28 protein-coding genes and 1 pseudogene are annotated in these 24,724 nt (G+C 62.8%); 18 read left to right on the top strand and 11 right to left on the bottom strand.

Annotation, left to right across the window (positions count from 1 at the left end; genetic code table 11):
• The first annotated feature begins 208 nt into the window (after positions 1-208).
• The 7 genes and pseudogenes from E6X30_RS10160 to E6X30_RS10395 form a co-directional block, all read left to right on the top strand.
• The gene (locus E6X30_RS10160; protein ID WP_016664125.1) at positions 209-835 is read left to right on the top strand and encodes an MFS transporter; all 627 of its coding nucleotides are present in this window, start codon (positions 209-211) and stop codon (positions 833-835) included.
• Positions 836-1,190: 355 nt separating this feature from the next.
• Positions 1,191-1,550, top strand: a complete 360-nt coding sequence (locus E6X30_RS10155; RefSeq protein WP_316336189.1) for a DUF6176 family protein — start codon at positions 1,191-1,193, stop codon at positions 1,548-1,550.
• 172 nt (positions 1,551-1,722) lie between these two features.
• Entirely contained in the window at positions 1,723-2,073 is a 351-nt protein-coding gene (locus E6X30_RS10150) for a type II toxin-antitoxin system RelE/ParE family toxin (protein ID WP_016664127.1), read from the top strand.
• A 5-nt stretch (positions 2,074-2,078) separates the two neighbouring features.
• Positions 2,079-2,384 (top strand): helix-turn-helix transcriptional regulator, encoded by a 306-nt coding sequence (locus E6X30_RS10145; RefSeq protein WP_016664128.1) that lies wholly within the window; start codon positions 2,079-2,081, stop codon positions 2,382-2,384.
• Positions 2,385-2,393: 9 nt separating this feature from the next.
• A complete protein-coding gene (locus E6X30_RS10140; RefSeq protein ID WP_081976445.1) occupies positions 2,394-2,645 on the top strand; it encodes a type II toxin-antitoxin system RelE/ParE family toxin in 252 nt (83 codons plus the stop codon).
• Positions 2,620-2,943 carry a HigA family addiction module antitoxin gene (locus E6X30_RS10135; RefSeq protein ID WP_316336188.1) on the top strand — a complete coding sequence of 108 codons (324 nt, stop codon included), beginning with the start codon at positions 2,620-2,622 and terminating at the stop codon, positions 2,941-2,943. Before E6X30_RS10140 ends, E6X30_RS10135 begins: the two co-directional genes overlap by 26 nt.
• Positions 2,940-3,263 (top strand): annotated as a pseudogene (locus E6X30_RS10395) (HIT family protein); the annotation flags it as partial. The gene E6X30_RS10135 and the pseudogene E6X30_RS10395, both read left to right, overlap by 4 nt.
• 354 nt (positions 3,264-3,617) lie before the next feature.
• On the opposite strand, the gene E6X30_RS10130 reads toward E6X30_RS10395, so the two are convergent.
• The 4 genes from E6X30_RS10130 to E6X30_RS10115 all read right to left on the bottom strand — a co-directional run bounded on the left by E6X30_RS10130 (position 3,618) and on the right by E6X30_RS10115 (position 7,027).
• Positions 3,618-5,510 (bottom strand): cation-translocating P-type ATPase, encoded by a 1,893-nt coding sequence (locus E6X30_RS10130; RefSeq protein WP_070459957.1) that lies wholly within the window; start codon positions 5,508-5,510, stop codon positions 3,618-3,620.
• Positions 5,507-5,866, bottom strand: coding sequence for a metalloregulator ArsR/SmtB family transcription factor (locus E6X30_RS10125; RefSeq protein WP_316336187.1), 360 nt, complete (start codon positions 5,864-5,866; stop codon positions 5,507-5,509). The genes E6X30_RS10130 and E6X30_RS10125 overlap by 4 nt, the downstream gene beginning before the upstream one ends.
• Before the next feature lie 82 nt (positions 5,867-5,948).
• Entirely contained in the window at positions 5,949-6,401 is a 453-nt protein-coding gene (locus E6X30_RS10120; protein ID WP_316336186.1) for a flavin-dependent oxidoreductase, read from the bottom strand.
• 242 nt (positions 6,402-6,643) lie between these two features.
• Positions 6,644-7,027 (bottom strand): MerR family transcriptional regulator, encoded by a 384-nt coding sequence (locus E6X30_RS10115; RefSeq protein ID WP_016664134.1) that lies wholly within the window; start codon positions 7,025-7,027, stop codon positions 6,644-6,646.
• A 197-nt stretch (positions 7,028-7,224) separates the two neighbouring features.
• Between E6X30_RS10115 and E6X30_RS10110 the strand changes: the two genes are divergently transcribed.
• The gene (locus E6X30_RS10110; protein ID WP_316336185.1) at positions 7,225-8,748 is read left to right on the top strand and encodes a SulP family inorganic anion transporter; all 1,524 of its coding nucleotides are present in this window, start codon (positions 7,225-7,227) and stop codon (positions 8,746-8,748) included.
• Positions 8,749-8,841: 93 nt separating this feature from the next.
• On the opposite strand, the gene E6X30_RS10105 is transcribed toward E6X30_RS10110, so the two are convergent.
• Complete coding sequence (locus tag E6X30_RS10105; protein WP_034372423.1) at positions 8,842-8,970, bottom strand: hypothetical protein; 129 nt, start codon at positions 8,968-8,970, stop codon at positions 8,842-8,844.
• A gap of 439 nt (positions 8,971-9,409) precedes the next feature.
• Complete coding sequence (locus E6X30_RS10100) at positions 9,410-9,952, bottom strand: DUF488 domain-containing protein (RefSeq protein ID WP_316336184.1); 543 nt, start codon at positions 9,950-9,952, stop codon at positions 9,410-9,412.
• A gap of 513 nt (positions 9,953-10,465) precedes the next feature.
• On the opposite strand from E6X30_RS10100, the gene E6X30_RS10095 reads away from it, so the two are divergent.
• The 4 genes from E6X30_RS10095 (at position 10,466) to E6X30_RS10080 (ending at position 13,198) form a co-directional block, all read left to right on the top strand.
• Positions 10,466-11,440 (top strand): GNAT family N-acetyltransferase, encoded by a 975-nt coding sequence (locus E6X30_RS10095; protein WP_016664138.1) that lies wholly within the window; start codon positions 10,466-10,468, stop codon positions 11,438-11,440.
• A gap of 120 nt (positions 11,441-11,560) precedes the next feature.
• Positions 11,561-11,842 (top strand): type II toxin-antitoxin system RelE/ParE family toxin, encoded by a 282-nt coding sequence (locus E6X30_RS10090; RefSeq protein WP_316336183.1) that lies wholly within the window; start codon positions 11,561-11,563, stop codon positions 11,840-11,842.
• A complete protein-coding gene (locus E6X30_RS10085; protein ID WP_016664140.1) occupies positions 11,829-12,131 on the top strand; it encodes a HigA family addiction module antitoxin in 303 nt (100 codons plus the stop codon). The genes E6X30_RS10090 and E6X30_RS10085 overlap by 14 nt, the downstream gene beginning before the upstream one ends.
• 74 nt (positions 12,132-12,205) lie before the next feature.
• The gene (locus tag E6X30_RS10080) at positions 12,206-13,198 is read left to right on the top strand and encodes a serine hydrolase (protein WP_141740568.1); all 993 of its coding nucleotides are present in this window, start codon (positions 12,206-12,208) and stop codon (positions 13,196-13,198) included.
• A gap of 293 nt (positions 13,199-13,491) precedes the next feature.
• Here the strand turns inward: E6X30_RS10080 and E6X30_RS10075 are convergent, their stop codons facing one another.
• Positions 13,492-16,089, bottom strand: coding sequence for an excinuclease ABC subunit UvrA (locus E6X30_RS10075; protein WP_316336181.1), 2,598 nt, complete (start codon positions 16,087-16,089; stop codon positions 13,492-13,494).
• 87 nt (positions 16,090-16,176) lie between these two features.
• Positions 16,177-16,788, bottom strand: a complete 612-nt coding sequence (locus E6X30_RS10070) for a TetR/AcrR family transcriptional regulator (RefSeq protein WP_016664144.1) — start codon at positions 16,786-16,788, stop codon at positions 16,177-16,179.
• A gap of 196 nt (positions 16,789-16,984) precedes the next feature.
• Between E6X30_RS10070 and E6X30_RS10065 the strand changes: the two genes are divergently transcribed.
• From E6X30_RS10065 to E6X30_RS10040, 6 genes are all read left to right on the top strand, one after another.
• On the top strand, positions 16,985-17,767 hold the full coding sequence (locus E6X30_RS10065) for a GAP family protein (protein ID WP_316336180.1): 783 nt from the start codon (positions 16,985-16,987) through the stop codon (positions 17,765-17,767).
• A gap of 412 nt (positions 17,768-18,179) precedes the next feature.
• Positions 18,180-19,067, top strand: a complete 888-nt coding sequence (locus E6X30_RS10060; RefSeq protein ID WP_016664146.1) for a siderophore-interacting protein — start codon at positions 18,180-18,182, stop codon at positions 19,065-19,067.
• 53 nt (positions 19,068-19,120) lie between these two features.
• On the top strand, positions 19,121-20,173 hold the full coding sequence (locus E6X30_RS10055) for an iron-siderophore ABC transporter substrate-binding protein (RefSeq protein ID WP_316336179.1): 1,053 nt from the start codon (positions 19,121-19,123) through the stop codon (positions 20,171-20,173).
• A 42-nt stretch (positions 20,174-20,215) separates the two neighbouring features.
• Positions 20,216-21,163 carry an iron ABC transporter permease gene (locus E6X30_RS10050; RefSeq protein WP_316336178.1) on the top strand — a complete coding sequence of 316 codons (948 nt, stop codon included), beginning with the start codon at positions 20,216-20,218 and terminating at the stop codon, positions 21,161-21,163.
• Entirely contained in the window at positions 21,160-22,194 is a 1,035-nt protein-coding gene (locus E6X30_RS10045) for an iron ABC transporter permease (RefSeq protein WP_316336177.1), read from the top strand. The genes E6X30_RS10050 and E6X30_RS10045 overlap by 4 nt, the downstream gene beginning before the upstream one ends.
• On the top strand, positions 22,191-22,982 hold the full coding sequence (locus E6X30_RS10040; protein ID WP_316336176.1) for an ABC transporter ATP-binding protein: 792 nt from the start codon (positions 22,191-22,193) through the stop codon (positions 22,980-22,982). Before E6X30_RS10045 ends, E6X30_RS10040 begins: the two co-directional genes overlap by 4 nt.
• Before the next feature lie 132 nt (positions 22,983-23,114).
• Here E6X30_RS10040 and E6X30_RS10035 read toward each other — a convergent pair whose 3' ends face one another.
• From E6X30_RS10035 to E6X30_RS10025, 3 genes are all read right to left on the bottom strand, one after another.
• Positions 23,115-23,468, bottom strand: a complete 354-nt coding sequence (locus E6X30_RS10035; protein ID WP_016664151.1) for a VOC family protein — start codon at positions 23,466-23,468, stop codon at positions 23,115-23,117.
• Between the two features lie 100 nt (positions 23,469-23,568).
• Positions 23,569-24,357: a class I SAM-dependent methyltransferase gene (locus E6X30_RS10030; RefSeq protein WP_316336175.1), complete on the bottom strand. Its 789-nt coding sequence runs from the start codon at positions 24,355-24,357 to the stop codon at positions 23,569-23,571.
• Positions 24,358-24,419: 62 nt separating this feature from the next.
• Complete coding sequence (locus E6X30_RS10025; protein ID WP_316336174.1) at positions 24,420-24,641, bottom strand: ASCH domain-containing protein; 222 nt, start codon at positions 24,639-24,641, stop codon at positions 24,420-24,422.
• Between the last annotated feature and the right edge of the window lie 83 nt (positions 24,642-24,724).

The following is a 24,724-nucleotide window of genomic DNA, read 5'->3' as shown; positions in this document are numbered from 1 at the left end:
GCCCGCTGCTGGGCTTGGGTCAGAGAACTACTCGCATACATGAAGACTCCCCGGAAGAAGAAACTGAATTCTCAGTCCAACTTCCGGGGAGCACTTCAGGCTCAGCGGCACCCTGGGACCGGCCGCGGTCGCCTGGCTCGCCGCAGCCGCGAGCCCGCTCGTCGCGACCCTGGCACTGGCGGCCGCTGAGGTCGTCGGGGCCGGAGCCGTGCTCGCCCTGCCGCGCCAGTCCCCGCTCGACGACCCCGGCGCGGTCCCGTCCCCAGGACGCACCCTCGTCACGATCCGGCGATCCGGCCCGCTGCGGCGCACTCTCGTCCTGACCGTCGTCGTCGCATTCTCCGTCGCGGCGCTGCCGATCTATGCCGTCGCGGTCGCGCAGTCCCTGGGCGAGGCGGCGCTGGCCGGGAGCCTGGTCGCAAGCTACGGAATCGGCACCCTCGCCGGCTCCGGGCTGCTCATGGTCCGGCCGCTGCACGGGGACGCCGACAAGCTCACCGGCGTCCTCGCGGCAGTCGTCGCTGCGGCACTGCTCCTGGTCATCGCGACGACGAACTTCACTGCTGCCCTCGTCGCGTTCGGCGCAGCAGGGATTGCGAACTCACTGTTCTTCGCGGCTACGCTCGCGGCTCGGAGCGAGTACGCCCCGCCCGAGGCGCGCGGGCAGATCTTCATCTGGGTCGGCGCGCTGAAGATCGCCGCCGGCTCGGCCGGCACCGCCGTCGCCGGAGCGCTCATCGGCGGCACCGCCTGGCTGCCGGTCGCAATCGTCGCCGCCCTCTCAACTGCTGCGGCAGCGGTCTGTCTGGTCGAGCGGAGTAGGGATCGAACCTGACCCGCGGTCACCGCTCCCCGACGAGCCGCGGGCACCGCAGCAGACGAGGGGCAGCCGGGCATCGGCGCAATCCTGCGCGAGCACCGCGCCGACGTCATCGCGCGGATCCTCCTCCTGCTGGTCACGGTCACTCCAATCGTCCTGCTCTCCCACGACATGGCGGTCTTCCTGGACGACGGGCTCGACCGGCTCGGTGCGCCGCTGGCTCTCTGCGGCGTGCTCATCGCGCTGCTTTGCCGAGTTCGCAAGCTGAGGTTATTCGGCTACGGAACGTGGTGGAGTTCCGCTTCAATGTGTGACTCGGTTCGCCTTCGTTTTGTCGTCGGAAGCGCTCGTTACATGGTTGGCTGGTCGCATGCGAATTGAGCTCACCAGGTTTCGGGTGCGGGAAGGCGCGCGAGCCAAAGTTGACGAGTGGATGGCGTTCCTGAACGAGAATGAGGATGCAGTACGCGAGACTCTCGAACCCGAGGAGATGTACGTCGAGACGATCTTCCACGAAGTCGTGGACAACGTTGATTACCTCTACTGGTACAGCGTGCAGGGTGAGAGTGGGCAGTCTGTCAATCATTCTGAATACTGGCTCGACAAGCATCACGTCGCATTCTGGAAAGAGTGCATCGATGACACCTATCCGGGTGAGGACCTCACACCGCGGGTGCACATGGTGCCACAGCGTGTGGAGGCAGCGATGGTGCCTCTCGTGTGCGAATAGATCGCGGCGATCATCCAGTTGCGCGCTGTTTGGCGCGTGTCGGATATTGTGATCAATATCATCGCGCACGACGCGCTGACCTCCAGGGTTCTTGTGGGCCTGCGCTGGCCGGCCCGAGAAGACGCTGTTACGCCCTGTTGAGCTTAGACCATATATGGTCTAAGCTTGCGTTATGTGGAACGTGGACATCGAGCTGATCGCCGAATGGCTCGCTTCGCTGGACGATGATTCGCGGGTGCAGGTGATAGCTGCGATCGAGCTACTCGAAGAACGTGGCCCACAGCTCGGGCGGCCAATCGTTGACACTGTGTCGTCGTCACAACATCGCAACATGAAGGAGCTGCGGCCGGGTTCGGCTGGACGATCTGAGCTGCGCGTCTTGTTCGCATTCGATCCGGAGCGCTCAGCGATCATGTTGATCGCTGGCGACAAGGCTGGCAACTGGACGCGCTGGTACAAGACGAACGTTCCACTGGCCGACGACATTTTCGATGAACACCTGCGCAAATTGAGAGGAGAGTGACCGAAATGGCCCTGTCACTGAAGGACTTTGTCGCCGAGCATCCCGTGGACCGCGAGCGCGTCGACGCGCATAAGGAGAGGATGCTCGCCGAGACGCGCGCATACCGACTCCGTGAGCTTCGTGAAGATGCTGGTCTAACGCAGGCGCAGCTCGCTGCACGCATCGGCGTGGGTCAGCGTCAGGTCTCCAAGATCGAGCATGGCGACCTTGATAATGCGAAGGTCGGTACGATCCGCAATTACCTTGAGGCGGTTGGCGGCGGTCTGTCGATCGAGTATGTTCTGGGCGATCATCGCGTCCAAGTGGCCTGACAGGCTCCCGTGCGACGCCATGGCCATGCGTGCCTGAACTCGGTCGATTCCCGTGTCCAGAACGCAACCACACGAAAGCTGACGCAGACCCGCACTGCTCGATTCGTCGACTCGCGGTGCATACCGCCTGGCAACCGGTTAGAGCCACTAAACGAGGACCGCGTGGGACAGCACAGCATCCGCGTCAACGCACAATGGCGTCTCTGCTTCGTCTGGAGAGATGGAGGTGCAGACGATGTCGAACTCGTCGACGACCGCTGAGAGTGACCTGATCGAGCCGATCCGTCCGGGTGAGGTCCTCATGGATGACTTCATCGAGGGGTTCGGCATTACGCAGCACAAGCTGGCGGCTTCGATCGGTGTGCCGCCGCGTCGGGTCAATGAGATTGTGCACGGTAAGCGCGCGGTCACCGCGGACACGGCACTACGGCTGGGGCGCTACTTCGCGATCGAGCCGCAGTTCTGGCTGAATCTGCAGTTGCGGCATGAGCTGGCACTGGCTGCAGTCCGCACCGCCGAACAGGTGGACAAGACTACGCCCTGGGGGCTGGCGTCGTGAAATCCAGCGATCAGTGCATCTTCTGCGACATCGTAGCTGGTTCCAGCCCTGCGACCATCATTGCGGAGAGTTCGCAGGCACTTGCCTTCTTGACGTTGACTGATTCTGCGCTGTCAGCCGGGCACACGCTTGTCGTGCCGAAGCAACACTGCCTTGGGGTCCTCGAGGCGACGTCCGAATCTCGCGCGGCGGTGGTTGAGCTTTGCAGCGTTATTGGTTCAGCGATGGTGGAGGCGAGGCTCGGTACGGGGGTTAATCTGCTGAGCGCCTGTGGTCCGGGGAGTGACCAGTCGGTTGCTCACTGGCACGTCCATGTGGTGCCGCGTCGTAACGGAGACGGCGTGGATACGTGGCCCGAGACGAACTCTGCTGTCACGGCGATCGATCAAGCGGCGGCTGGTGCTCGTCTCAGTGCGACGCTAGCGGCTGCCGTCTGAGCTTCCACGGTCCGCGTTGGAGACCCGGAGCGCTCGGAGGCCCTTGGTCGGCTGGGGGAACGTGCCGGGCGGCGGCTCGCCCACAGCTCCCGTGCCCGCATGCATCGAGAAGGGCCAGGTGGCCGAGTACGATCCCGATTCCACGGAGGCAGACCGTGAACTCGAATGACGCGCCTGGTCCAAGGTGCGTCCGCGCGGCGTGTGGTTGAATCCCTATCAGACTTGCCGATCAAAGCCTCAGCGCTTCGCTTGCGCAGCCCGCAGGCCGTTCAAAATCACGATGACTTCGGCGACCTCGTGTACCAACACGACGGCGGCCAGGCCCAGCACGCCGCTGATCGCCAGCGGCATCAACACGATGATGATGGCCAGAGACAGCACGATGTTTTGGTTGATGATCCTGCTGCCTCGGCGGGCGTGCTGTAGTGCCTTCGGGATTAGCCGGAGGTCGTGGCCGGTGAAGGCGACGTCAGCGGACTCGATCGCGGCGTCAGAGCCGGTTGCTCCCATCGCGATGCCCACCGTCGCGCCCGCCAGTGCCGGCGCGTCGTTGATGCCGTCGCCGATCATCGCTGTCGGCGTCTTAGAGGAGAGTTTGGCGACGATGCTTGCCTTGTCCTCCGGGCGTAGCTCAGCGCGCACGTCGTCGATTCCGGCGATTTCAGCCAGCGCCCGGGCGGTGCGAGTGTTGTCGCCGGTGAGCATGCTTACTTCCACGTCGTTGGCGTGCAGGGTCTGCACGGCTTCGGGCACCTCGGGCCGCAACTCGTCGCGGACCCCGATTGCCCCGGCGAGAGCGTCATCGACGGTGACCAGGGCGCAGGTCTGGCCCTCGGACTCCATGCGCTCAACGTCCGCTTTCAGTGGCTCGGCGTCGATCCATCGGGGGCTGCCCACAAGTACCCGTCGACCTTCGACGGTGCCGCCGATGCCATGCCCAGCTTCCTCGCTGATGTCCGAGGCGGTGGGCGCTTCGGGCCCCGCCGCCGCGATCGCCGCGGCGAGAGGGTGCGTCGATTGCTGCTCAACGGCCGCCGCGAAGGAAAGCACCTGCGTCCGATCGAATCCGTCTGCCGGGACCACTCCGGTAACCTCAGGCTGGTTGCGGGTAAGGGTTCCGGTTTTGTCCACTGCCAGGTGACGGATGCCGCCGAGTCGCTCGAACGCCGCGCCAGACTTGATGACCACTCCGAACTGGCTGGCTGCGCCGATCGCGGCCACGACCGTCAGCGGCACGGAGATTGCCAGCGCGCACGGCGACGCGGCGACCAGGACCACCAGCGCGCGGGTGATCCACGTCTCGGGGTCGCCCAGCACCGAGCCGATCACGCCGACCAGCACCGCCAGGATCATCACCCCGGGCACTAGGGGTCGGGCAATCCGGTCGGCGATCCGGGCGCGGTCGCCCTTTTCCGCCTGCGCTTGCTCGACCAGGTCCACGAGTGTGGTCAGTGAGTTGTCCGTTCCAGCTGCGGTCGTTTCGACCTCCAGCACGCCGGCGGAGTTGATTGCTCCCGCGGGCACCTCGTCGCCGGGCGCAACCTCCTCCGGAATGGATTCTCCGGTGATCGCTGAGGTGTCAAGGCTGGAGCGTCCGGAACGAATGATGCCGTCCGTGGCGATCCGCTCCCCGGGGCGTACGACCATGAGCTCGCCAACCACGAGGTCCTTTGCTACGACCTCGACTGCCGTGCCGTCGCGCAGTACCGCTGCGGTCTGCGGCACCAACTTCAACAGTGCCCGCAGTCCGCCCTGGGCCCGATCCATTGCCTTGTCCTCCAGCGCCTCGGCGATCGAGTACAGGAACGCTAGCGCTGCGGCTTCTCCAACGAAGCCGAGGATCACCGCGCCGACCGCGCTGATCGTCATCAGCAAACCAATGCCGAGCTTTCGCTTCGTGACAAGGTTCCGGATCGCTCCAGGTGCGAACGTGTAAGCGCCCAACAGCAGACCAAGCCAATACAGTACCGTCGCGGGCGTCTCCAAGTCGGACCAGTCCAGCGCCAGCCCTGTAATGAGGGCTACGCCGGAGAAGATCGGTAGCAGTAGCTCGGGGTCCTTCCACCATGGCCGATCGAGCTCTTCGATCTCCGTGGCGGGTTCGTGTTCGCATCCACATGCTGAACTCATGCGTCCGCTCCTTTCTCGCCGCAGCCGGGCACCGAGCACTCAGGGGCGATGCACGGGGCGTTTTCGTCGATAGCCAACGTCGCGTTAACTAGCGCGTCGAGCGCTGCCGAGAGGTGCGGATCGGCGATTTCGTAGCGAGTCTTGCGGCCCTCCGGCTTGGCGACGACGATGCCACAATCGCGCAGGCAGGACAGGTGATTCGAGACGTTCGAGCGGGTCAGATCCAAGCTTTGCGAAATCTCGGCCGGGTAGCCCGGACCGTCGAGTAGGGTCATCAGGATTCGGGAGCGCGTCGGATCAGCCATGGCCCGGCCGAGCCGGTTCATGACGTCGAGGCGTGAAGCAATAGTCAGCATGTACTGAACAATACAACGTGTGCCGAACTATTCAAAATGCACTGAACTGACATTGAAGCGAAGAGCTTGCGACCTGCAGGAATTACTCGATGGGATAGCCGGTAACTGGGCCTTCGCGGTTCGGCTGCCAACCGAAAGCGGGGGCGACATGCGTGGCGAAGTTGTCCAAGATCTTCACGTTGACGTCCACGCCCATCCCGGTGGGGATGATGATGAGCAGGGCGTCGGCGGACATGACGGCGGGATCGGCTTTGAGCTGCTCAATGAGCTTGTCGGGCTCAGCGGCGAAGGTGCGACCGAAGGTGGAGGCGCCGACGTCGGGAAGCATGCCCAGCTGATCGGAGCCGGTGGCCTGCATGCCGATCATCTGCATGTCCGCGCCGTCAGCGATGGGGAAGACGGAGCGCGAAACCGACGCGCGCGGCGTCCAAGCATGGCCCGCCGTCTTCCATGCGGCGCGGTAGCGACTGATCTGGTCTGCCTGGATTTCGCTCAGGGGCTCGGCGTTGGTCTCGGAGACCAGAGTGGACGACATCAGGTTGAGTCCGTCCTCGGCGGTTTGTTCGACAGAAGCGTGGGTGCCGGAGCCGTAGGAAATGTGCTAACGCAGCTCGGGCACCATGGGGACGACCGGCAGGGCGGAGCCGGGCTGGAATATGTTGGGCTACTGCCGGTCCAGCGGTGCGGCGGTGGCGAATCCGTTGCCGTCCACTGCAGCCATGAACGCTTCGAAGTGGCCTCGCTGGCACAGATAGCGCATCGTGTGTCTGTTTCGACTCAGTCCGAGGAGTGCGCGGCGAGCAGGCCGATGAACTCGTCAGCGGCGTCAAGCTGCTTGGCAAGCTTCGCGCGGCGTTCCTCCGCGTCGGTGCGGAAATCGTTCAGCGCCCGCCGGGCGCTCTCGGCGGCAGCACCGACGCCATCTGCGCCGTCGAGCGCCCGGAGTAGGTCGCCCATCTGATCGAGCGAGTATCCCAGTGGCTTCATGCGCCGGATCAGCAGGAGTCTGCCGAGATCACCCTCAGTGTAGAGCCGGAACCCGCCCTCGGAGCGTCCGGAGGGTGTCAAGAGTCCGATCTCGTCGTAGTGGCGGATGGTGCGCTGCGACAGAGCTGTCCGCTCAGCCAGCTCTCCGATGTGCATCATTCCCGCTTCGGGCACGGGGGCCTCCTCATCTCATCGTCTCAGTTCGACACAACTCTCACGTTACGTTAGTGTTGACTCTCGTGTCCACATGAGACTGGACATGCCTCCGCCGTGGCGATCTATCGCCAGGCGAAGCCGCACGTTGTCGCGCACCACCAGACATTCTCCGCTCCTGGCCTGAGAGCGCCGCCCTGAACAGATGGAGGTACCGCATGGCCTTGCCCACTGCGACCAAAGAAGACAAGGGTCGGTACCGGCCCGAACCGTCGGTGCTCACCGCACTGAAGACCCCGCGCATCCTCACTCGCGAAGTTCTCGCAGGCCTGGTCGTGGCGCTGGCGCTCATTCCCGAGGCGATCTCGTTCTCGATCATCGCGGGCGTCGATCCACGTGCGGGCTTGTTCTCCTCATTCGTGATGGCAGTGTCCATCGCGTTCCTCGGTGGCAGACCCGCCATGATCACCGCGGCGACGGGCGCTATCGCTCTCGTTATCGCCCCCGTCGCCCGCGACTACGGCTTGGACTACTTCATCGCGACGGTGCTTCTGGCTGGGGTCTTCCAGATCCTCCTCGCCGTCTTCGGAGTCGCCAGACTCATGCGATTCATCCCGCGCAGCGTCATGGTCGGCTTTGTCAACGCGCTGGCGATCCTCATCTTCATGGCACAGGTGCCCGAACTCATCGGCGTGCCCTGGATGGTCTACCCCCTCGTCGCGGTCGGGCTGCTGATCATGGTCTTCATACCGAAGATCACTAAGGTCATACCGGCCCCACTGGTCTCGATCGCTCTGGTGACCGCCGCCGCGGTCGTCTTCTCGATCAACGTACCCGCAGTCGGCGACAAGGGTGAGCTGCCGCGCAGCCTTCCCGAGCTGTTCATACCGAATGTGCCGCTGACATGGGGGACTTTCACGATCATCGCGCCGTTTGCCCTCGCGATGGCGCTGGTAGGCCTGATGGAATCGCTCATGACGGCGAAGCTCGTGGACGATGTGACCGACACCCACTCGAACAAGACCCGGGAGAGCTGGGGGCAGGGCGTCGCGAACCTGCTCTCCGGCCTGTTTGGCGGCATGGGTGGCTGCGCGATGATCGGGCAGACCATGATCAACGTGAAGGCGTCCGGGGCCCGCACCCGCATCTCGACGTTCCTCGCAGGTGTGTTCCTCTTGGCCCTCATCGTCGTCCTCGGCGACATTGTTGCGATCATCCCCATGGCGGCGCTGGTCGCGGTGATGATTATGGTCTCCGTAGGTACCTTCGACTGGCACTCCATCAAGCCCTCTACCCTGCGCCGGATGCCTAAGAGCGAGACGACCGTCATGGTCATCACCGTCGCCGTCGTCGTCGCCACCCACAACCTCGCCGTCGGTGTCGTCGTCGGCGTGTTCGTCGCCTCTGTGATGTTCGTGCGCCGCGTCTCCCACCTCATCGACGTCAGGCGTGAGATCACTGAACAGGATGGCGCTCGGATCGCGCATTACACAGTCGAGGGTCAGCTCCTGTTCGCCTCCAGCAACGACCTCACCACCATGTTCGAGTACGCCGACGACCCTGACCGAGTCATCATCGACCTCACGAGATCCCACATCTGGGATGCCTCCACCGTCGCGGCGCTCGACGCAATCGAGACCAAATACGAACAGCACGGCAAGACGGTCGAGCTCGTCGGGATGAACGAGTTCACGACTGGGTTCCACGCCCGACTCACGGGAGGACTCGGCAACGGTCACTGACAGGGCTCGGGTGGGCCAGTCGGTCACGTCGGGGGCAACCGCGGCGCAGCCGCGGGCGGCAGCCGCTATCCAACGTCACAACCATGAGATGCGCTAGCGCATGTCGATGACACCGTTGGCCACCTCGATGTGTTTGGTGGTGGCCGCGACAGCACCGAGCAGCGGCATCGGGGCGGAGGCCTGCGGCACGAAGTAGTGGACTCGGAAGGACGCGTCGTTCACGCCGATTTCGTTCGCAGCCTGGGCGATCCAGATGAGTCTTGGCGATCTTTTCCGCGTATGACCCGCGCTGGCCACCGAAGGCGTAATGCCCGAAGTTTAAGAATCGGAACGCTTCATTGGATAACGCTCCTTTTGGTGGTGTTAACGAGAGAGTGACTTTGTAACGAGATATCGTGGACTTCAAGTTCAACGTCTAGGTCCGTGGCAAGTCGGTAGCACGTTTTTCGATTCGATGCTTCGGGGCACTATCGGGGTTCCCGGTGGTCTTCTTAGATTGAGGGGTTCAGATTTCCTAACCTAAAGCTCGTTTGAGCGTGCTATCCACTGGTGTGCCTCCGATGCTGCTGCTCATAAGGGGCGGGCGCTCCATGAATACAAGGCGTAGGTCGCGCCTGAGGCATAGTCCGAGTTTCCGCACCCCTGGCCTCTGGGGTACGCGCTAGTCCCGCTCGGGGTAGCGCACGAGGAGATCGTTGCCGATGACTGCGCCGTCGTTGAGCGTTGCCTCGTTCACCGTCGCCCCGGCTGCCCCCAGGCCCATAATGTGGCCAACCTCGTCACCGCGGGCGATGAGGTGGTCGGCGATGATACGCCGGTGGCAGCGCCACCACACCGCCTCGGAGCACATGATCGCGGTGGGGGTTTCGGCGGCGTTCACCCGTAGCTGCGAGAGCGCGTCCGAGAACTCCCCGCCCAGCGCATGGTCGGCGTAATTGTGGAAACTGCGGTTACGCCAGTTGCCGTTAACCTCAAACGGCACCGAGTGGGACACGTTGCGCCGCCCGGTGAGGCCCTCACTTCTGCTGTAAGTGATGCCACATGTAGGAAGGTGTTCGGCAAGGGGGTCGCCGTTGAACCACGGGTACTTCCTGGACCCGGGCAGCTTGCGCACATCCACGATGGATGCCACACCGGCAGCCTTGATCATTTCAGCGGAGTCCTCGAACTCGAGGTTGGAGTGGCCCACGGTGAAAATGCGCATGTCGCCAATGCTACGCGTCAAGCGGTTACACCAACATTGGCGTCCAGGTATCGTGCATCGGCAGGTGGTCGGACAGGTAGAACGCGGGGCTAGCAGGCAGGACGTTTAATGCATTCGCGCCCGCCTTTCCACCGTATAAATCCCATTTACGGCCGAATATTCCGCACGGACCGTTCGGTTAAGTTTCAACGGATCGCTTGTGCGACATCGGAAGCCTGAGTTAATCGTATGTGGGGCGAATCCCATGCATGTCTTGTTTAAGGATGCTGCTGCACGAGGAGCGGGGACTGAGGCTACCTGGTGTGCACTTTATCTTTGCCGCACATAGCGGGGTGTGGTGGTTTTTAGCTGCTATTCACGAATGAGAAGGTGTTTTTGCAACGATACGTCGTCGAATTTAGGTTCAATGTGTAGTTCCGGTCTGCCGAGCCGTCGAGCAGCGGCGCTTTCGCCATCTGGGCGAGAGACGAAAAACCCTGATGTCTCCAGTCTCGGCCAAGGTAGGCTGGCGCAGTGAATGTGACTCTCCGGCCGGTGAGTGCCGATGATTTCGACTTCTTGTGGGCCTGGCAGCACGCGACGCCGGATGCCGCGTGGAAGCTGTGGGATGGGCCCTACTTCGAGGCCCCTGTGAACCCCAGCCGTGAGGAGTTTGATCAGCGGCAGCGTGCAGGATTAGGCAGTCATGATCGCCGGATCATCGAGGTCGATGGAGAACCTGTTGGTTTTGTTTCGCGCTTTGAGGAGGAGCCCGCAGGCGGCGGCTGGTGGGAGCTTGGCATCGTGGTCTTCGACCCACGTTGGTGGGGGAGGGGTATCGGCCGAGCGGCACTCACCCAGTGGCTCGACCTGATCTTCGACGAGACTGACGCTCACGTCGTCACCCTTCAGACGTGGTCAGGCAACGAGAGGATGATCGCCTCAGCGAGACGATGCGGTTTCGTCGAGTGTGGCCGGATTCCCGAGGCGCGGTCGTGGAACGGCCGACGCTGGGACAGCGTGAAGATGTGCGCATTGCGTCCTCATCCATCACTCTGGGAGTGCCGCAGAGACACGCAGCTCCCGGATGACGTCGCACGGCTTCTGGCGACAGTCCCGGAGTGGTTCGGCCTGGAAGAAGCGAATCAGGAGTACATCGACGCAGCCCGGCACATGGAGACGTGGTCTGTGCGCGACGAACATGGAAGGGTCATCGGCGTGACCTTGGTCGACCGCGACTTCCCGGTATCCGCCGACATCCACTTCATGGTCGTGGACCGAGCCTGGCATGGTCGGGGCGTTGGATCGGCCATGCTCAGGGCCGTGGCGTCCGCCTCCCGTGTCGATGGTGTCCGACTGCTCCAAGTGAAGACCTTGGGGCCATCGCATCCCGACACTGGATACGCCCACACCCGCCACTTCTACGAGAAGTGCGGTTTCCTGCCGCTGGAGGAGACTGATCTGTGGGGTGATGACAACCCCTGCTTGTTCATGGTCATGCCCTTGTAAGGATCGCTGAGCTTCACGACCTGGGCTGTGGTGATCCGTCATGTTCTTCGGCGCCGTAACTCGATTGAGTTCAGGTTTAACGTCTAGCGTTAATGACGGCCTCCGTTATAGACTGGCTTCATGATCAGATCGTTCGGCGACAAGGCGACCGAACGGCTGTGGCGTCGTGAGCGCGTGCGGTCCATCGATCCGAGGATCCATCGCGTCGCACTGCGCAAGCTGCGTCAGGTGGGGTCCGCGGAGTCTCTCGAGGACCTCCGGGTCCCGCCCGGCAACCGGCTCGAGGCCCTCAAGGGTGATCGGGCCGGGCAGTACAGCATCAGAATCAACGACCAGTGGCGTATGTGCTTCGTGTGGAGCGACGCCGGACCGGAGGAGTTGCAGATCGTTGACTACCACTGACAGGATCGAGCCGATCCACCCGGGTGAGGTCCTCATGGAGGACTTCATCGAGGGCTTCGGCATCACGCAGAACAAGCTCGCCGTCTCGATCGGGGTTCCGCCGCGGCGGATCAATGAGATCGTGCACGGCAAGCGGGGCATCACTGCCGACACCGCGCTGCGGCTCGCGAAGTACTTCGGCACGTCGGCGGAGTTCTGGATCAACCTGCAGAGCCACTACGAGCTGGACCGTGCGGAGGACCTCGCGGAGGAGCAGATCGCGGCGATCACGCCCCTGCAGGTCGCGTGAGCTCTCGCAGACGGCTGGCCGTCGGGTCCGGTCTGGTGGTCGCAGGAGTAGCGGCTGTTGAAATCTTCGCCCGAATGAGAACTCCGAGCCTGTGCCGCGAGTCGTCGGGGGATCCTTGGCTCGTTCGTGAAGCCGAGACGATTCTTCGACGTTCGCGCGGGCCTCGAGACCGGGCCAGTATCGCAGTTATCGACAACGGTGTACTCCGTGAGGCTCATTTCGGTGCGGGTCGTCATACGCAGTACGAGATCGGTTCGATCACCAAGACGATGACGGCTGCGGTCTTTGCTGACATGCTGGAGCGCGGTGAAATAAGCCGACGGACTCCTCTGGGAACCTTCTTTGATCTGGCGAGCAGCGAGGTGGCTGCCATCGAGCTTGAAGAGCTTGCTACTCACACCAGCGGCCTGCCTAATATGGCGAGCACATGCTGCAACGTCGCTGATCTTGCTCTTTGGCCGTTGCTCGTGCATGACCCAAGTTCGTCAGTGACTCTCGAGCGTCTGATTGCGGATGCGAGCCGGTCTCGCCTGGGGCCAAGGGAATACGCATACTCAAACCTCGGCTACTCCTTGCTTGGGCAGGCGCTGGCTCGCCGAGCGGGAACGAGTTTTCCGCGACTGCTTCAAGAACGGCTGTTCGCACCATTGGGGATGGACGACACCTTCGTTCCAACAGATCCGACGTCGCTTGGAGTAGATGCGCCCCGCGGTTACTCGGTCATGTGGGGGCGGCGATCCGCGCCATGGACGTTGGGTGCTGAAGCGCCCAGTGGCAGTGTCCGATCGACCCTTGCTGACATGACTCGATATCTTCAGTCCCTGCTGGACGCCACCGCGCCGGGCACGGCTGCGATGGATCAGGCAGTCGTTGCCAGAGACGGTCTGCGCATCGGCTACGGCTGGCATATCGACCAGAACTCACTGGTGTGGCACAACGGCATGACCGGTGGCTTCAGCAGCTGGATAAGTCTTCAACCCGGCCGTGGGCAGGGCGTGATCGTACTTAGCAACACGATGAACTCGGTTGATGACCTTGGGATGGCACTGGCCCGCTCGCTGCCTTGAAGCACCAGTGAGGTAGGAAGCGTTCGCCGTATGTTTCTCCCCAGCGGAACTCGACCGTGTTCAGTTTTGACGTGTAGCGCTGTTGAGTCGCGTTATTTTTCTCCGTGTCTCACTGGATGCTGCTAAGGATGGTCTAGTCATCGAGCGGCAGCGTGAGGACCGCGAAGCCATTACCGGCAGCGCGACTGCTTAGCCGTGGCAGGTACGCGGGTTAGTCGACTTTGGCCCCCGAGAAAGATGGAGATCGCCTGGGCCGTAATAGTCTGGCGACTGGGCCTTTGGCGTTGAGATTCTTAGGCACGGCTTATGCCGGCTCGATCGGCCAACACCTGGGCCGTCACCGAGCGCGAATCCGGATGCAGAGCATGCTGAGCGACCGCCGCCGGTGTTCCGGTGGCGAGGATCTGGCCACCCTCATCTCCGGCTCCCGGGCCGACGTCGATGATGTGGTCGGCCTGCGCGATCACCCGGAGGTCGTGCTCGACAACGACCACCGTCGCGCCGTCATCGACCAGGCGACGCAGCTGGCTCAGCAATAGATCAACGTCCGCCGGGTGCAGCCCCGTCGTAGGCTCGTCCAGAAGGTACAGGCTGTGCTTGCGGCTGGAGCCGCGTTGCATTTCGGAGGCCAGCTTGATGCGCTGCGCCTCCCCGCCCGAGAGTTCCGGGGAACCCTGCCCTAGCCGCAAGTAGCCCAGGCCGAGTGCGTGCAGAAATTCGACCGAGCGCAGAATCCTCGGCTCCTCGGCGAAGACCTCGAGCGCCTCGTCCACGGTCAGCGACAAGATATCCGCGATGCTGCGGCCGCTCCACTGCACCTCAAGGATCTCCGGCTTATAGCGCTTGCCGTGGCAGACCGGGCACGTGGTGTACGTGCCGGGCAGGAACACGAGCTCGACCTCGATGCTGCCCGCCCCATCACACTCCGGGCAGCGACCCTTTTTCGTGTTGTAAGAAAAGTCCGACACCGACATGCCCCGCCGCTTCGCCTCCGGGGTGTCGGCAAACAGCCTGCGGACATAATCGAAAAGACCCGTGTAGGTCGCGACGGTGGAACGCACCGTGCGTCCAATCGGCTTCTGGGTGATGTGAACCAACCGACGGATGCTATCGATCCCCATTGCGCTCTCCACCCGGAAATCCCGGGTCGGGTCGGAGCCTGCCGTGAAGTCAGCATCCGGATCCTCGACCGAGACCTCATCGGCGCCGACAACCTGCTTAGCCGCGCGGGACGCCACGTCGGCCAGCACCTCGATCACCAGGGTGGATTTGCCGGAACCGGATACCCCCGTGACCGCGGTGAGCGCACCCAGCGGGATGTCCACATCGGCCCCGTCGAAGGCGCGCGCGTGCACGCCGCGAAGGCTGATGGATTCACCGGTTCCTGCAGGGGTGTCCCTCAGCTCGGGGAAGCTCCCGTTCAAGGCGGTCGCAGTGGGGGAGTCCAGCTGCTCGGAGTTGGCGCGGAACTGGTCAGTGGGGCCGGAGAACACCAGCTCCCCGCCGCGCTCACCGGCGCGGGGGCCGATATCCACGATCCAATCGCATCCCGCCACGAGGGACATATCGTGCTCCACCAGAAGCACCGAATTCCCCGCGTCAACGAAGCGCTGCAGCAGCTCAGAGACCGCCTTCCGCTCCACGACGTGAAGGCCTGCCGAGGGCTCATCCAGCACATAGGTGGTGCCGAACAGGTTCGAGTTCAACTGGGAGGTCAGCCGCAGGCGCTGGTGCTCGCCCGCAGACAAGCTCCGAGCCGGGCGAGAGAGGCTTAGGTGGCCTAGCCCCAGCTCGATTGCCGCGCGCACCGTGGGCAGCACCTGATCCAGCAGCAGTTCTTCGGCCTCGTCGTGCTCGTTCCACTGCTGCTTCGCGATCCTCGCTAAGCGCTGGAGGCGCTCCTCCAGCACATTCAGCAGGTCTTTCAATGCCAAGTCGTTGAATTCGTCGATGGCGTAGCCGGAGTAGGTGACTTGCAAGGTATCCTGCTGGAAACCGCGGCCCTCGCAGGTGGGGCATGTCGATGAATGCATGAAGGAGAGCACCCGGCGGCGGGTCGTATCCGATCCCGTCTCCGCCAGGGTCTCGGTGAGGTAAGTGGCTACCGAGCGCCATTTGCCTTTATACGACAAGTGCACGGCGTTTTCGTCCCGCTCCGGATGGACTGTCACCACCGGCTGCTCGTCCGTGAACAGGATCCAGTCGCGGTCTTCTTGCGGAATATCCCGCCACGGGATATCGAGCGGGTAGCCGAGGGCGCCAAGGATGTCCCGGAAGTTCTTGCCCAGCCACGCTCCCGGCCACGCGGCGATCGCGCCGTCCCAGATAGACAGACTGGGATCCGGCACCATCGACTCTTCCGTCGGCCGGTGCACGGTTCCGGTTCCCTGGCATTCGGGGCACATGCCGGCGGTGGTGTTGGGGGAGAAGGCGTCGGAATCCAGCCTGCCGTATTCCAGCCGCTCGCGCATACCGTCCGGGTAGCTGCCGGAGCGGGAAAAGAGCAGCCGAACACTATTCGAGATATTTGAGATCGTCCCCACGGAGGAGCGCGCCCCACCGAGGGTGGTGGACTGCTGCAGGGCCACCGTCGGCGGCAGGCCTGTCACTGACCCCACGCGCGGGTTGACCGCGCCACCGATGAGACGGCGCGCGAAGGGGGAGACGGACTCCAGGTAGCGGCGCTGCGCCTCCCCATGGATGGTGCCGAAGGCCAGGCTCGACTTGCCCGAACCCGATACGCCGGTGATCGCCACGAGCGTATCCCGGGGCAGGTCGACGTCGATGTGTTTCAGGTTGTGAAGGTGCGCATCGCGCACCCGGATCATGGGATCGTGACCCGCAGGTGCCGTAGTGCGTGGTGCCGGGGGCTCGGACGTGGAGTGGGTCATGGTCGCTACTCTACCTAGCAAGCTGCGCCCTGGTCGGCGGCGCCTTGCCAATGGCAGTCGCGGGCGGCGCGTGGCCTTCCTGTCGTTCTAGACCTGAGACCGGGAAGGCTCCACGATCAGCGCGAGTCCCGCATCGAGGTCTGCCAGCAACTGCTGAGTCGAGTTTTTCGGGCCGTTGAGGTAGTCGATCGTGAGCCCGTTGACGAGTGCCGTGACCAAGCGAGCTCCTTGTTCAGGCGATAGTCGGCTGCTCAAGCTCTCATGCCGTTCAGCTGCCGCAAGCCCGTTGCTTACACGTGCTCGGAAGCGTTCCACTTCGGCGTCGTATAAGTCGGCTAGCCATTCGCGTGTGGAAGCGGCGGCGCCCACGATAACCCACACTGCAGCGTCTTCACGCTGGACAGGACCAATCGGCAGGAGCTCGGCTAGGCGGCTGCGGATGACCGCGTGAAAGTCTGTCGCGTCGGTCTCTCGGAGCGCCCGCGACTCCTGCCGCTGAATAGACCGCATGAATGCTTTCGCGATGATGTCGTCCCGCGTTCCCATCTGATACTGGACAGTCCCGGGTGCGACCCCCGCCTCTGCCGCGACATTGCGAACACTCAAGGCATCGAGGCCCTGGTTGACCATCACTCGAATAGCAGCGTCGGCGATCAGTGCCGCTGTGCCGGTGAAGGGGATGTTGGGGTCAACGGGCATGAGTCTCCAATCTTGCGTGACCCAAGTGCTGCCAGCCGTTCGTTGCCTGGTTGCATCTCACTGAAACGTTCCATACGATCGTATCAATCGAAAAGTTCGTACAAATGTATGGATGTGGAATCTCCTTCATCGTTCCGCAAGCTGAGGAGAGCATTCCCATGGCCGCGATTTCCGTACCTGACCATTGGAGAACGTCATGTCAGGCTTTCTAGCCCTCGCTGGTCTCGCGCTCGTCGATAGCTTGAGCGTAGGAACTCTTGTCATTCCTATTGCTCTCATTTTTGTGTGGCGTCGAGTCTGTTTCGGCCTGTTGGGTGCATATCTCACGACGATTGGTGGGGCCTACTGTGGTCTCGGCATTGCTTTGCTGTTCGGTTTTGAAGCGGTAGTGCAGCGTTTTTCTGGAGTCGCCGAGGCCGATTGGTTCCGATGGGTGACTCTTGTTCTAGGTGTGGGGCTTTTCCTTTTTGGGGTGGCCGCCCCAAACCCTAAAAAGCAAGCAGCCAAGGGGTCTGATTCGGTGGAGCAGCCGTCTGTGGCGAGTGTCGACGCCGCTGCCGCAACTATTACCTCTGCCGCTGCGCTTCCTGACGCCGATGTCCGGGAGGGTCGGGCATTTCGCCTCGCCCGGGGTGTTTCGCTGAGTGTGAGCGGTATGGTGGCGTTGGCGTTGGGAGCCGCCGTTGTAGAGGCAGCCACGATGTTGCCCTATTTGGGTGCGATGGGGATTATCCAGTCCATGTCAGTGGGGATGTCCAGCAAGATTGCGCTGATTGTGGGTTACTGCGCCGTCATGATCTTGCCAGCGATTCTGATGAGCGTCATCGCGGGCGTCGCGGGGCCCGCTATTTTTCCGCGGCTGGAGCGTGCCATTGGCCGGCTGGAGTACGAAGCCAAGGTGACACTGCTGTGGATCGCGGCAATCGTTGGTTTGTATATGGCGTACAGGAGTGCGGTGCGGCTCGGGCTGATGGGCTGAGCAACAGGTAGTAGTGCAACACGGTCCGCCTTCGTCGGTGTCTCCTTCTAGGGAACGGGGTATGGGAGCCCGTGAGACGTGAGAGCGTGCCGTAGATGACTGCGTACAGCGCTACGCGGTAGGGGGTGTCAGGTAGCTGTTGAGTTCGCGGATCTTGTTGCCGGTGAGTCAGCTAACCGCCCCAGGTGAACGGCGCGTAAGTCAGTAACTCCCAAACATGTTGCGCTGCGGTTTTGGCTTAACGTCCCCCATGCACCTCGCGCGATTGAGGCGAGTCGTCTGGATCAAACCACCGGGGGCGGATATCGAGTCCGGTTTCCGACGGCTGACGCAATGATGATTGCCACGGAAATGCCGGGCGCGAACGAATTAAGTAAGGCGAGCCTTGCCTAATTGTGGTACGTTATGCGGCATGAGATCAAAGCTCTCGTATACCGCGGTTGAGGTCCGCGTCGACGCAGTGCGCGACTTGTGCCCCTCGATGCGTCGAGTCACCCTGAGCGGAGAAGGACTTAAGAAGGCTGCTCCGCTTTGCCTTGACCGTCGGATCAAGCTCGTGCTGCCCCGATACCACGGTGACGCACTGGAGGACATCCCGCGTATCCCAGGTTGGTATGACGCCCTCGTGTCTTTACCGCCAAGTGATCAGCCGTCCGTGAGGACATACACGGCACGGGCAATGCGTCCAGACATGGCCGAGCTCGACGTCGATGTGGTTCGCCACGGCACCAGCGGCCCCGCGGGCCGGTGGATCGAAACCGTGGCTGCTGGCGATCGGCTCGTCGTAGCTGTCCCCCGCGCCGATTTCAAGGACATTGACACCATTGGCCTGGCCTGGCATCCGGGTAGTGCCAAGCAAATCCTGGTGGCTGGCGACGAAACCGCAGCACCGGCGATAGCGAACATTGCTGCCTCGCTGGCCCCAGATGCCGTCGGCACGATTCTCATCGAGATGCCGACCCCTGAGGATGCATGGCCCCTCACGGTCCCGCCCGGGGTTGACGTTAGAGTGCTGTGCCGCGAAGGGGAGGCTCCCGGAAGCCTGCTCGAGCGCGAACTTTACACGCTGACGTGGCCGCCCGAAGCGGCCGAAAGCGTAGCGGTCGATGACCTCGACGATGACGCTGGAATCCTGTGGGACGAACCCGCCGGAGATGCCGACGGTGAGCATTTTGCCTGGTTGGCAGGCGAAAAAGGGGCTGTGCAACGTATGCGCCGCTTCCTCGTACGCGAACGTGGCTGCCCCCGCGATCGGGTGGCCTTCATGAGCTACTGGCGTCAAGGGCACGCCGAATCCTAACCATCCCGGCGCGACCGCGTCGGTCTCGCATAACCCCTAAAGGAGCATCAGAAATGTACCCCTCAGATCAGCGTCTCAGCATGCCTCGTCGCGGGCTGCTCGCCCTGGCCGGAGTCTTCTCGCTGTCTGCCGTCACCGGTTGCGGCAGTAACCGTTCGAGTGCTGGGTCAACGTCCACCGAAACCGCGTCGGCGGGCAGTTTCCCCGTTGTGATTCGCCATGCCTTGGGATCCACGACCATCAAGCAGGCGCCTCAGCGAATTGTCACGATCGGGCAGGGCGCCACTGAGGCCCTCATCAGTATGGGGGTCTACCCGGTTGGCGTTGAAACCTATGCCTGGGGAGCTGACAAGGATGGACATCTACCCTGGAACCGAGAAGCCTTCGAGAAGGCGGGACGGCCCCTTCCAGCTCTATTCGCCGGCGGTGAGCAACTCGACGTCGAGGCCATTGCGGAGCTCGAGCCCGACCTGATCCTCGCTCCATGGTCAGGGCTCACCCAGAAACAGTATGACCAACTGACCGCGTTCTGCTCGACTGTCGCCTACGAGAAATCCGCCTGGACCACTACTTGGGACGGCGAGATCCGCATGGTGGCCAAGGCGCTGGGGCGCCCCAGCGACGGCGACAAAGTCATTAGCGACCTCAAGAAAACCCTCGCCGACACTGTTGCTCAGCACCCACATTGGGAGGGCACGACCTTCAGTTACATCTACACTGAAGGCCAGGGAACGCTTGGCATTTTTCGTCCCACGGAACAACGCGTGGCCTTGATCAGCATGCTCGGCCTGACGGTCGACCCAATTGTCGATACCATCACGGCCAACGATGGGTCCGATTGGGCGCTCATCAGCCTCGAGAATGCCGATAAACTCAAGGATTCTGACCTCATCTTCACCTTTCATCTGGATGCCGCGACCAAGAAACAGGTCACTTCGCAGAAGCTTTACTCGTCGATCCCTGCCATCAAGCGTGACAGCGTGGTGGCCCCGACTGACCCGCAGCTCGTCACAGCGATCAGCATGATCAACCCGCTCACCGTGCCGTGGAGCCTTCCGCGTCTCACTGATCTCATCGACCAGGCCGTCGCGAAGGTGACGGACTAACTCTTGCTGGCTCGTCGACGTACTCTGGTCGCCACCGCTCTCGTGGCGGTGGTGCTCGGTATCACCTGTGTGCTCAGTCTTGCTCTGGGCAGTAAAGCTATCGGGCTTTCCGATCTGGTGGAAGCCATCCACAGTGGCGGCGATCCCCACGTGCGGGAGGTGCTGGCAGCACGTGTCCCACGCACCTTGTGCGGGCTGGTTGCGGGCGCCGCCCTCGCCAGTTCTGGCGCCGCGATCCAGACAGTCACTCGTAATCCCCTCGGGGATCCGGGGGTTCTGGGACTGACAAGTGGTGCAGCAGCTGGAATCGTTACCGTCACGTCGATCCCCGGCCTCGCTGGCCTCCAGCTCGTCGGGGGAGCCTTCGCCGGAGCGGCGGTGGCCACGGTTGCAGTGATGGTACTTGGCAGTTTCGGGCGTGGCCCCGATGCCACCAGGTTGGTACTCGCCGGGGCCGTGACGACAGCCGTCGCCATTGCCTACTCGCAGGCCGTGAGCCTACGCCACAAGGCAGCCTTTGACGCGTTGCGCTATTGGTCGGCGGGATCGCTGGCGGTAGGCGACTTTCTTGATTGGTGGCCCGTGGTGGTGATCGCAGTCGCGGGCGCGGGGCTCTTCGCCGTGGGACGTGGGCTGGATGCCGTGGCTCTTGGCGACGAAGTTGCCGCGGGCCTGGGACACCATCCCGCACGTGTGCGCGCTCTCACTCTTACCGCGGTGGCTCTGATGACCGCGGCCGCGACAGCGATTACTGGCCCTATCGTCTTCGTCGGTCTCGCTGCACCGCACTTGGCCCGACGATTCGCTCAAGGCTCGGCGCGTGCGCTCATCGGGTTGTGTTGTCTGATTGGGCCGGTACTCATGCTGCTGGCTGATGTGATTGGACGCCTGGTCCTGCGTCCTGCTGAGGTACCTGTTGGAGTCGTGACCGCACTCTTGGGTGCGCCTTTGCTGCTCGCAGTAGTCCGCCGCTCACGAGGCGTGCTGTGAACGCGGCCCCTACCTCCCTCGCCGCGAATCAGGACCGCGCCGCCCGTCTCGCCCAGCGCAGCCGTACCCGGCATGTCCTCGCGGTGGTGATTCTGGTGGTGGCTCTAGTGGCATCCTGCGCTTGGACGCTGGCCGTTGGCAGGCTCGGCACCCCTCTTACACTTCAACCGCAAGCTTTGCTCGATCTGCTCACCGGACGCGGGAGCCTCGCTCTGACGACACTGCGCGGACCGCGCCTTGCCGTGGCGGTCGGGGCGGGTGCGGCGCTGGGACTGGCAGGAGCGCTATTCCAGCGAGCCACCGCGAACCCACTTGTCACCCCCGATGTCATTGGGATTACCACCGCAGCTGGAGCTGGGATGGCGGTGGCGAGTGCGCTCAATGTTCCGACCAGTCTTGGCGCGCTGGGCGGTGCCCTTGCGGCCGGCCTCATCATCCCGTGGGCCACGACAACAGGCTTCCGTAATCCCGGCGCGGTGATCGTCGCAGGGATCGGTATTGCAGCGGCCTCCACCGCGTTGACGCAGTTTGTCTTGGTTTTCTCGCGCCAGTCCGAGGCCATGGCTCTCGCGGCTGCACTCACGGGGTCGCTGACCGCGCGAACCTGGGGTGATGCTCTGGTCGTCTGGTCGGTGCTCCTACTACTGGGACCGGTGGCGCTGGGGCTACGTGTTGATCTCGATCTCATCAGCCTTGGCGACGATGCGGCTCACGGTCTCGGATCGCGCCCGGCCAAGACGCGTTCGTTCGCGCTATTAGTGGGAATTCTGCTGACTGTGGGCGCGGTGGCAGCAGCAGGCCCGCTCGCCTTCGTGGCGCTCACTGCCCCTCATTTGGCTCGTGGATTGACCGGGCGGCCGGCGATGGGATCCGCTGCGTTAGTTGGCGCGACGACGGTGTGCCTGGCCGATCTCGCCGTTCGACACGTGGCGTTCCTGGCCGGGCTTCCCGTGGGTGTACTCACAGCCCTGATCGGCGGTCTTTTCCTTGGCGCGGTTCTCATCTCACAAATCCGGGAGGGCTCATTATGACCAGTTCGGCGATCGATATGAACGAGCTCACCATTCGCTTCGGTGGCCTGACCGCTGTTGACCGCCTTAGTGCCACGGTGCCGAAGGGAAGCTTCAGCGTCGTCATCGGCCCGAACGGGTGTGGCAAGTCGACCTTGTTGCGCGCTGTGGCCCAGGTGTGGCCGGCCGACGAAGGCAGAGTTACGGTGCTCGGCCACGATGTTGCCCGTATGGGGCGTCGACAACTGGCTCGTACTTGCAGCCTTCTGCCGCAGGCCACCGTGGCCCCACGTGGTCTGCGCGTGGGCGAACTCGTGGCGCGTGGCCGCCACCCCTACCACTCGTTCCTCAGTAGCAGTGCACCCGGCGACAGTGAGGCCATCAATCGGGCGGTTGAACGCGCCGGAGTTGCCGACCTCGTCGACCGGTACGTGCACGAGCTGTCTGGTGGCCAGCGGCAGCGCGTCTGGTTAGCGATGGTCCTTGCCCAGGACACCCCAGTCATCCTGCTGGATGAGCCGACCACATTTCTGGACCTCTCGGCGCAGTACCTACTTCTCGACCTCTGCTCCGACCTGGTCGATGAAGGTCGTACGGTCATGGCCGTTCTGCACGATCTACCCCAGGCAGCTGCCTATGCCGATCACGTGCTTATGCTGAACCAAGGGCGATTGGTTGCCGAGGGAACTCCTGCCGAGGTGATCACTGAGGAGAATGTGGAGGAGACCTACCGAATCACATGCCGCGTGGACCTCGAGGATCCGCGTGGGCCGGTGGTTCTTCCGCTTGCTCGCAAACATCGACTGTGAAGATGCCGGCGCCGTCCCGTGGCGCGTTCGGATCCGACGGCTCAAGGCGGTGAAATGCTGATCCCAGGTTCGGTATGCACGCAGTGGACTGCGGTCTGAAACAAGGAGATGCTGAACAGATCCGATCTGGGGCTAACCAGGGGTAGGGGCGCCCACGCAGAACTCGTTGCCTTCCGGATCCTCCATAACGGTCCACACAAGTCCCGGTGCTTCATGACTGCCGAGTTCGGTGGCGCCTAGCTTCTTGAGGCGCTCTACTAAAGCTTCGCGTTCAACTCCGCCGCCGTCGAGATGCACGCGGTTTTTACCGGGAGTGGGATCTTCAACGCGCTGAAAGCCTAGTGCCGGAGTGGAGTCGAGCAAAACGAAGTCTCCGTAGTCGGCGGCGATAGCGCATCCTGTGGCGGACGACCAGAATTCAGCGAGTGCAGAGGGATCGTCGCAGTCGAAGGTTACCTGGCGGATAGCAAAGGTTGCGTCACGCATAGCTCGCATCGTACGTGTGTGTCGTTGTTTCTGCCTGTTAATCGCAGGTAGGTAAATGTCCAACGGTGCGCCGTGGGATTCTGCTTTAACGCCTCAGACGTTATCGGCCCGTGTCACGTCGACGCTGGGCAGTGACAAGTGCGTAACCGGTCGTCGAGTGGATCCGCCCGGAATCATCGGCGTGGGCCTCGAGGTGATCGCGCAGCGCGGTCCAAAGAGCCTCTCGGCGGGTACCGGCATGGTCGGCCATCCAAGCGTGGGTCGGGCTTCCTCCTCGGTAAAGCTGCATACCCTCTTCGACGCTTTCGAATGACCAGTCCAGGTCGAGGTGTTCGATGCTGATGTGGTCGAACCACGGCGACAAACGCTCGTGCGCCACATCGTCGACGCCCCAGGCCATGTGTGGCGGGGTCTGTGTTGACCGATCGGGAGCAATGGCATCGTTCATCGCGTCGGTCATCGTCGCGAGAAAGCCCTCTTGGTTCCACGCGGTCATCATGAGCATGCCGCCGGGGCGAAGGATGCGAGCCCACTCCGCCGGCCCTTTCGTAGGGTCGCAAAACATTGTCCCAAAGGTGCTTGTGACCGCATCGCCAGATGCCGTCTCTAAGCCTGTAGCTTCGCCAAAGGTATCAATCCACGTCGCCTCAGGTGCGTGCTTCTGGCCGCTCTCACGGATCCGGCCGGTTGGCTCGATGGCGGTCACGGTGTAGCCCTGGGCAAGGAGTGCCGCGACACCTTCCCCGTGCCCAGAGCCGATGTCAGCGACGGTCGCGGGGCTTTCCACGAATTGAGCCAGTTGGGTGGCAACGAGGGCGGAGACGGGTTGCAGGCGTGCGGCGGTCGGGGCGTAGTCGCACGCGGACCAGATGTCGCTAGGGGAGGCCATGCCCACACACTACATGAGAAGCGTTATCACGTAACTGTGGAGCGTGCCTTCAGCGGCTCTGCCTATGTGAGCTCAAACGTCACGACGTCGACACTGTCTTCCATTGCGAGGCCCGGGTAATGCCTATCGAGGGCTTCGTGCAATTCCGTTAGAGACGCAAAACCGTCACGCTTTGCATGCTCCTCGGTGAGACCGCCGCGGCGAGTGGGCTTCACGGAGGTCACGGAGGCGTCGATCGTCGTGGCCTCACCGCTCTCTTTTTCGAAAACTGGGGTTACCCGCAAATCGTGGACACGTAGTGGAGCTACCTAGTGGTTAGGCAGCTATTTCTTTTCTGCTAGTGATTAGACCAATTTGGTTCTCAAAG

It is taken from the genome of Dermabacter sp. (genome assembly GCF_032550575.1).
GTDB classification, from domain to species: domain Bacteria; phylum Actinomycetota; class Actinomycetes; order Actinomycetales; family Dermabacteraceae; genus Dermabacter; species Dermabacter hominis.
This window is presented reverse-complemented; position numbering and strand designations above follow the sequence as displayed.

Bases quoted from the DNA above. Each gene is read 5' to 3' on its own strand.
- E6X30_RS10055 (WP_316336179.1), top strand. From the start codon at position 19,121: ATGTACCCCTCAGATCAGCGTCTCAGCATGCCTCGTCGCGGGCTGCTC.
- E6X30_RS10150 (WP_016664127.1), top strand. From the start codon at position 1,723: ATGTGGAACGTGGACATCGAGCTGATCGCCGAATGGCTCGCTTCGCTG.
- E6X30_RS10030 (WP_316336175.1), bottom strand. From the start codon at position 24,357: ATGGCCTCCCCTAGCGACATCTGGTCCGCGTGCGACTACGCCCCGACC.
- E6X30_RS10090 (WP_316336183.1), top strand. From the start codon at position 11,561: ATGATCAGATCGTTCGGCGACAAGGCGACCGAACGGCTGTGGCGTCGT.
- E6X30_RS10070 (WP_016664144.1), bottom strand. From the start codon at position 16,788: ATGCCCGTTGACCCCAACATCCCCTTCACCGGCACAGCGGCACTGATC.
- E6X30_RS10130 (WP_070459957.1), bottom strand. From the start codon at position 5,510: ATGAGTTCAGCATGTGGATGCGAACACGAACCCGCCACGGAGATCGAA.
- E6X30_RS10135 (WP_316336188.1), top strand. From the start codon at position 2,620: ATGTCGAACTCGTCGACGACCGCTGAGAGTGACCTGATCGAGCCGATC.
- E6X30_RS10110 (WP_316336185.1), top strand. From the start codon at position 7,225: ATGGCCTTGCCCACTGCGACCAAAGAAGACAAGGGTCGGTACCGGCCC.
- E6X30_RS10145 (WP_016664128.1), top strand. From the start codon at position 2,079: ATGGCCCTGTCACTGAAGGACTTTGTCGCCGAGCATCCCGTGGACCGC.
- E6X30_RS10060 (WP_016664146.1), top strand. From the start codon at position 18,180: ATGAGATCAAAGCTCTCGTATACCGCGGTTGAGGTCCGCGTCGACGCA.
- E6X30_RS10125 (WP_316336187.1), bottom strand. From the start codon at position 5,866: ATGCTGACTATTGCTTCACGCCTCGACGTCATGAACCGGCTCGGCCGG.
- E6X30_RS10075 (WP_316336181.1), bottom strand. From the start codon at position 16,089: ATGACCCACTCCACGTCCGAGCCCCCGGCACCACGCACTACGGCACCT.
- E6X30_RS10155 (WP_316336189.1), top strand. From the start codon at position 1,191: ATGCGAATTGAGCTCACCAGGTTTCGGGTGCGGGAAGGCGCGCGAGCC.
- E6X30_RS10035 (WP_016664151.1), bottom strand. From the start codon at position 23,468: ATGCGTGACGCAACCTTTGCTATCCGCCAGGTAACCTTCGACTGCGAC.
- E6X30_RS10100 (WP_316336184.1), bottom strand. From the start codon at position 9,952: ATGCGCATTTTCACCGTGGGCCACTCCAACCTCGAGTTCGAGGACTCC.
- E6X30_RS10120 (WP_316336186.1), bottom strand. From the start codon at position 6,401: ATGTCGTCCACTCTGGTCTCCGAGACCAACGCCGAGCCCCTGAGCGAA.
- E6X30_RS10065 (WP_316336180.1), top strand. From the start codon at position 16,985: ATGTCAGGCTTTCTAGCCCTCGCTGGTCTCGCGCTCGTCGATAGCTTG.
- E6X30_RS10080 (WP_141740568.1), top strand. From the start codon at position 12,206: ATGAGAACTCCGAGCCTGTGCCGCGAGTCGTCGGGGGATCCTTGGCTC.
- E6X30_RS10040 (WP_316336176.1), top strand. From the start codon at position 22,191: ATGACCAGTTCGGCGATCGATATGAACGAGCTCACCATTCGCTTCGGT.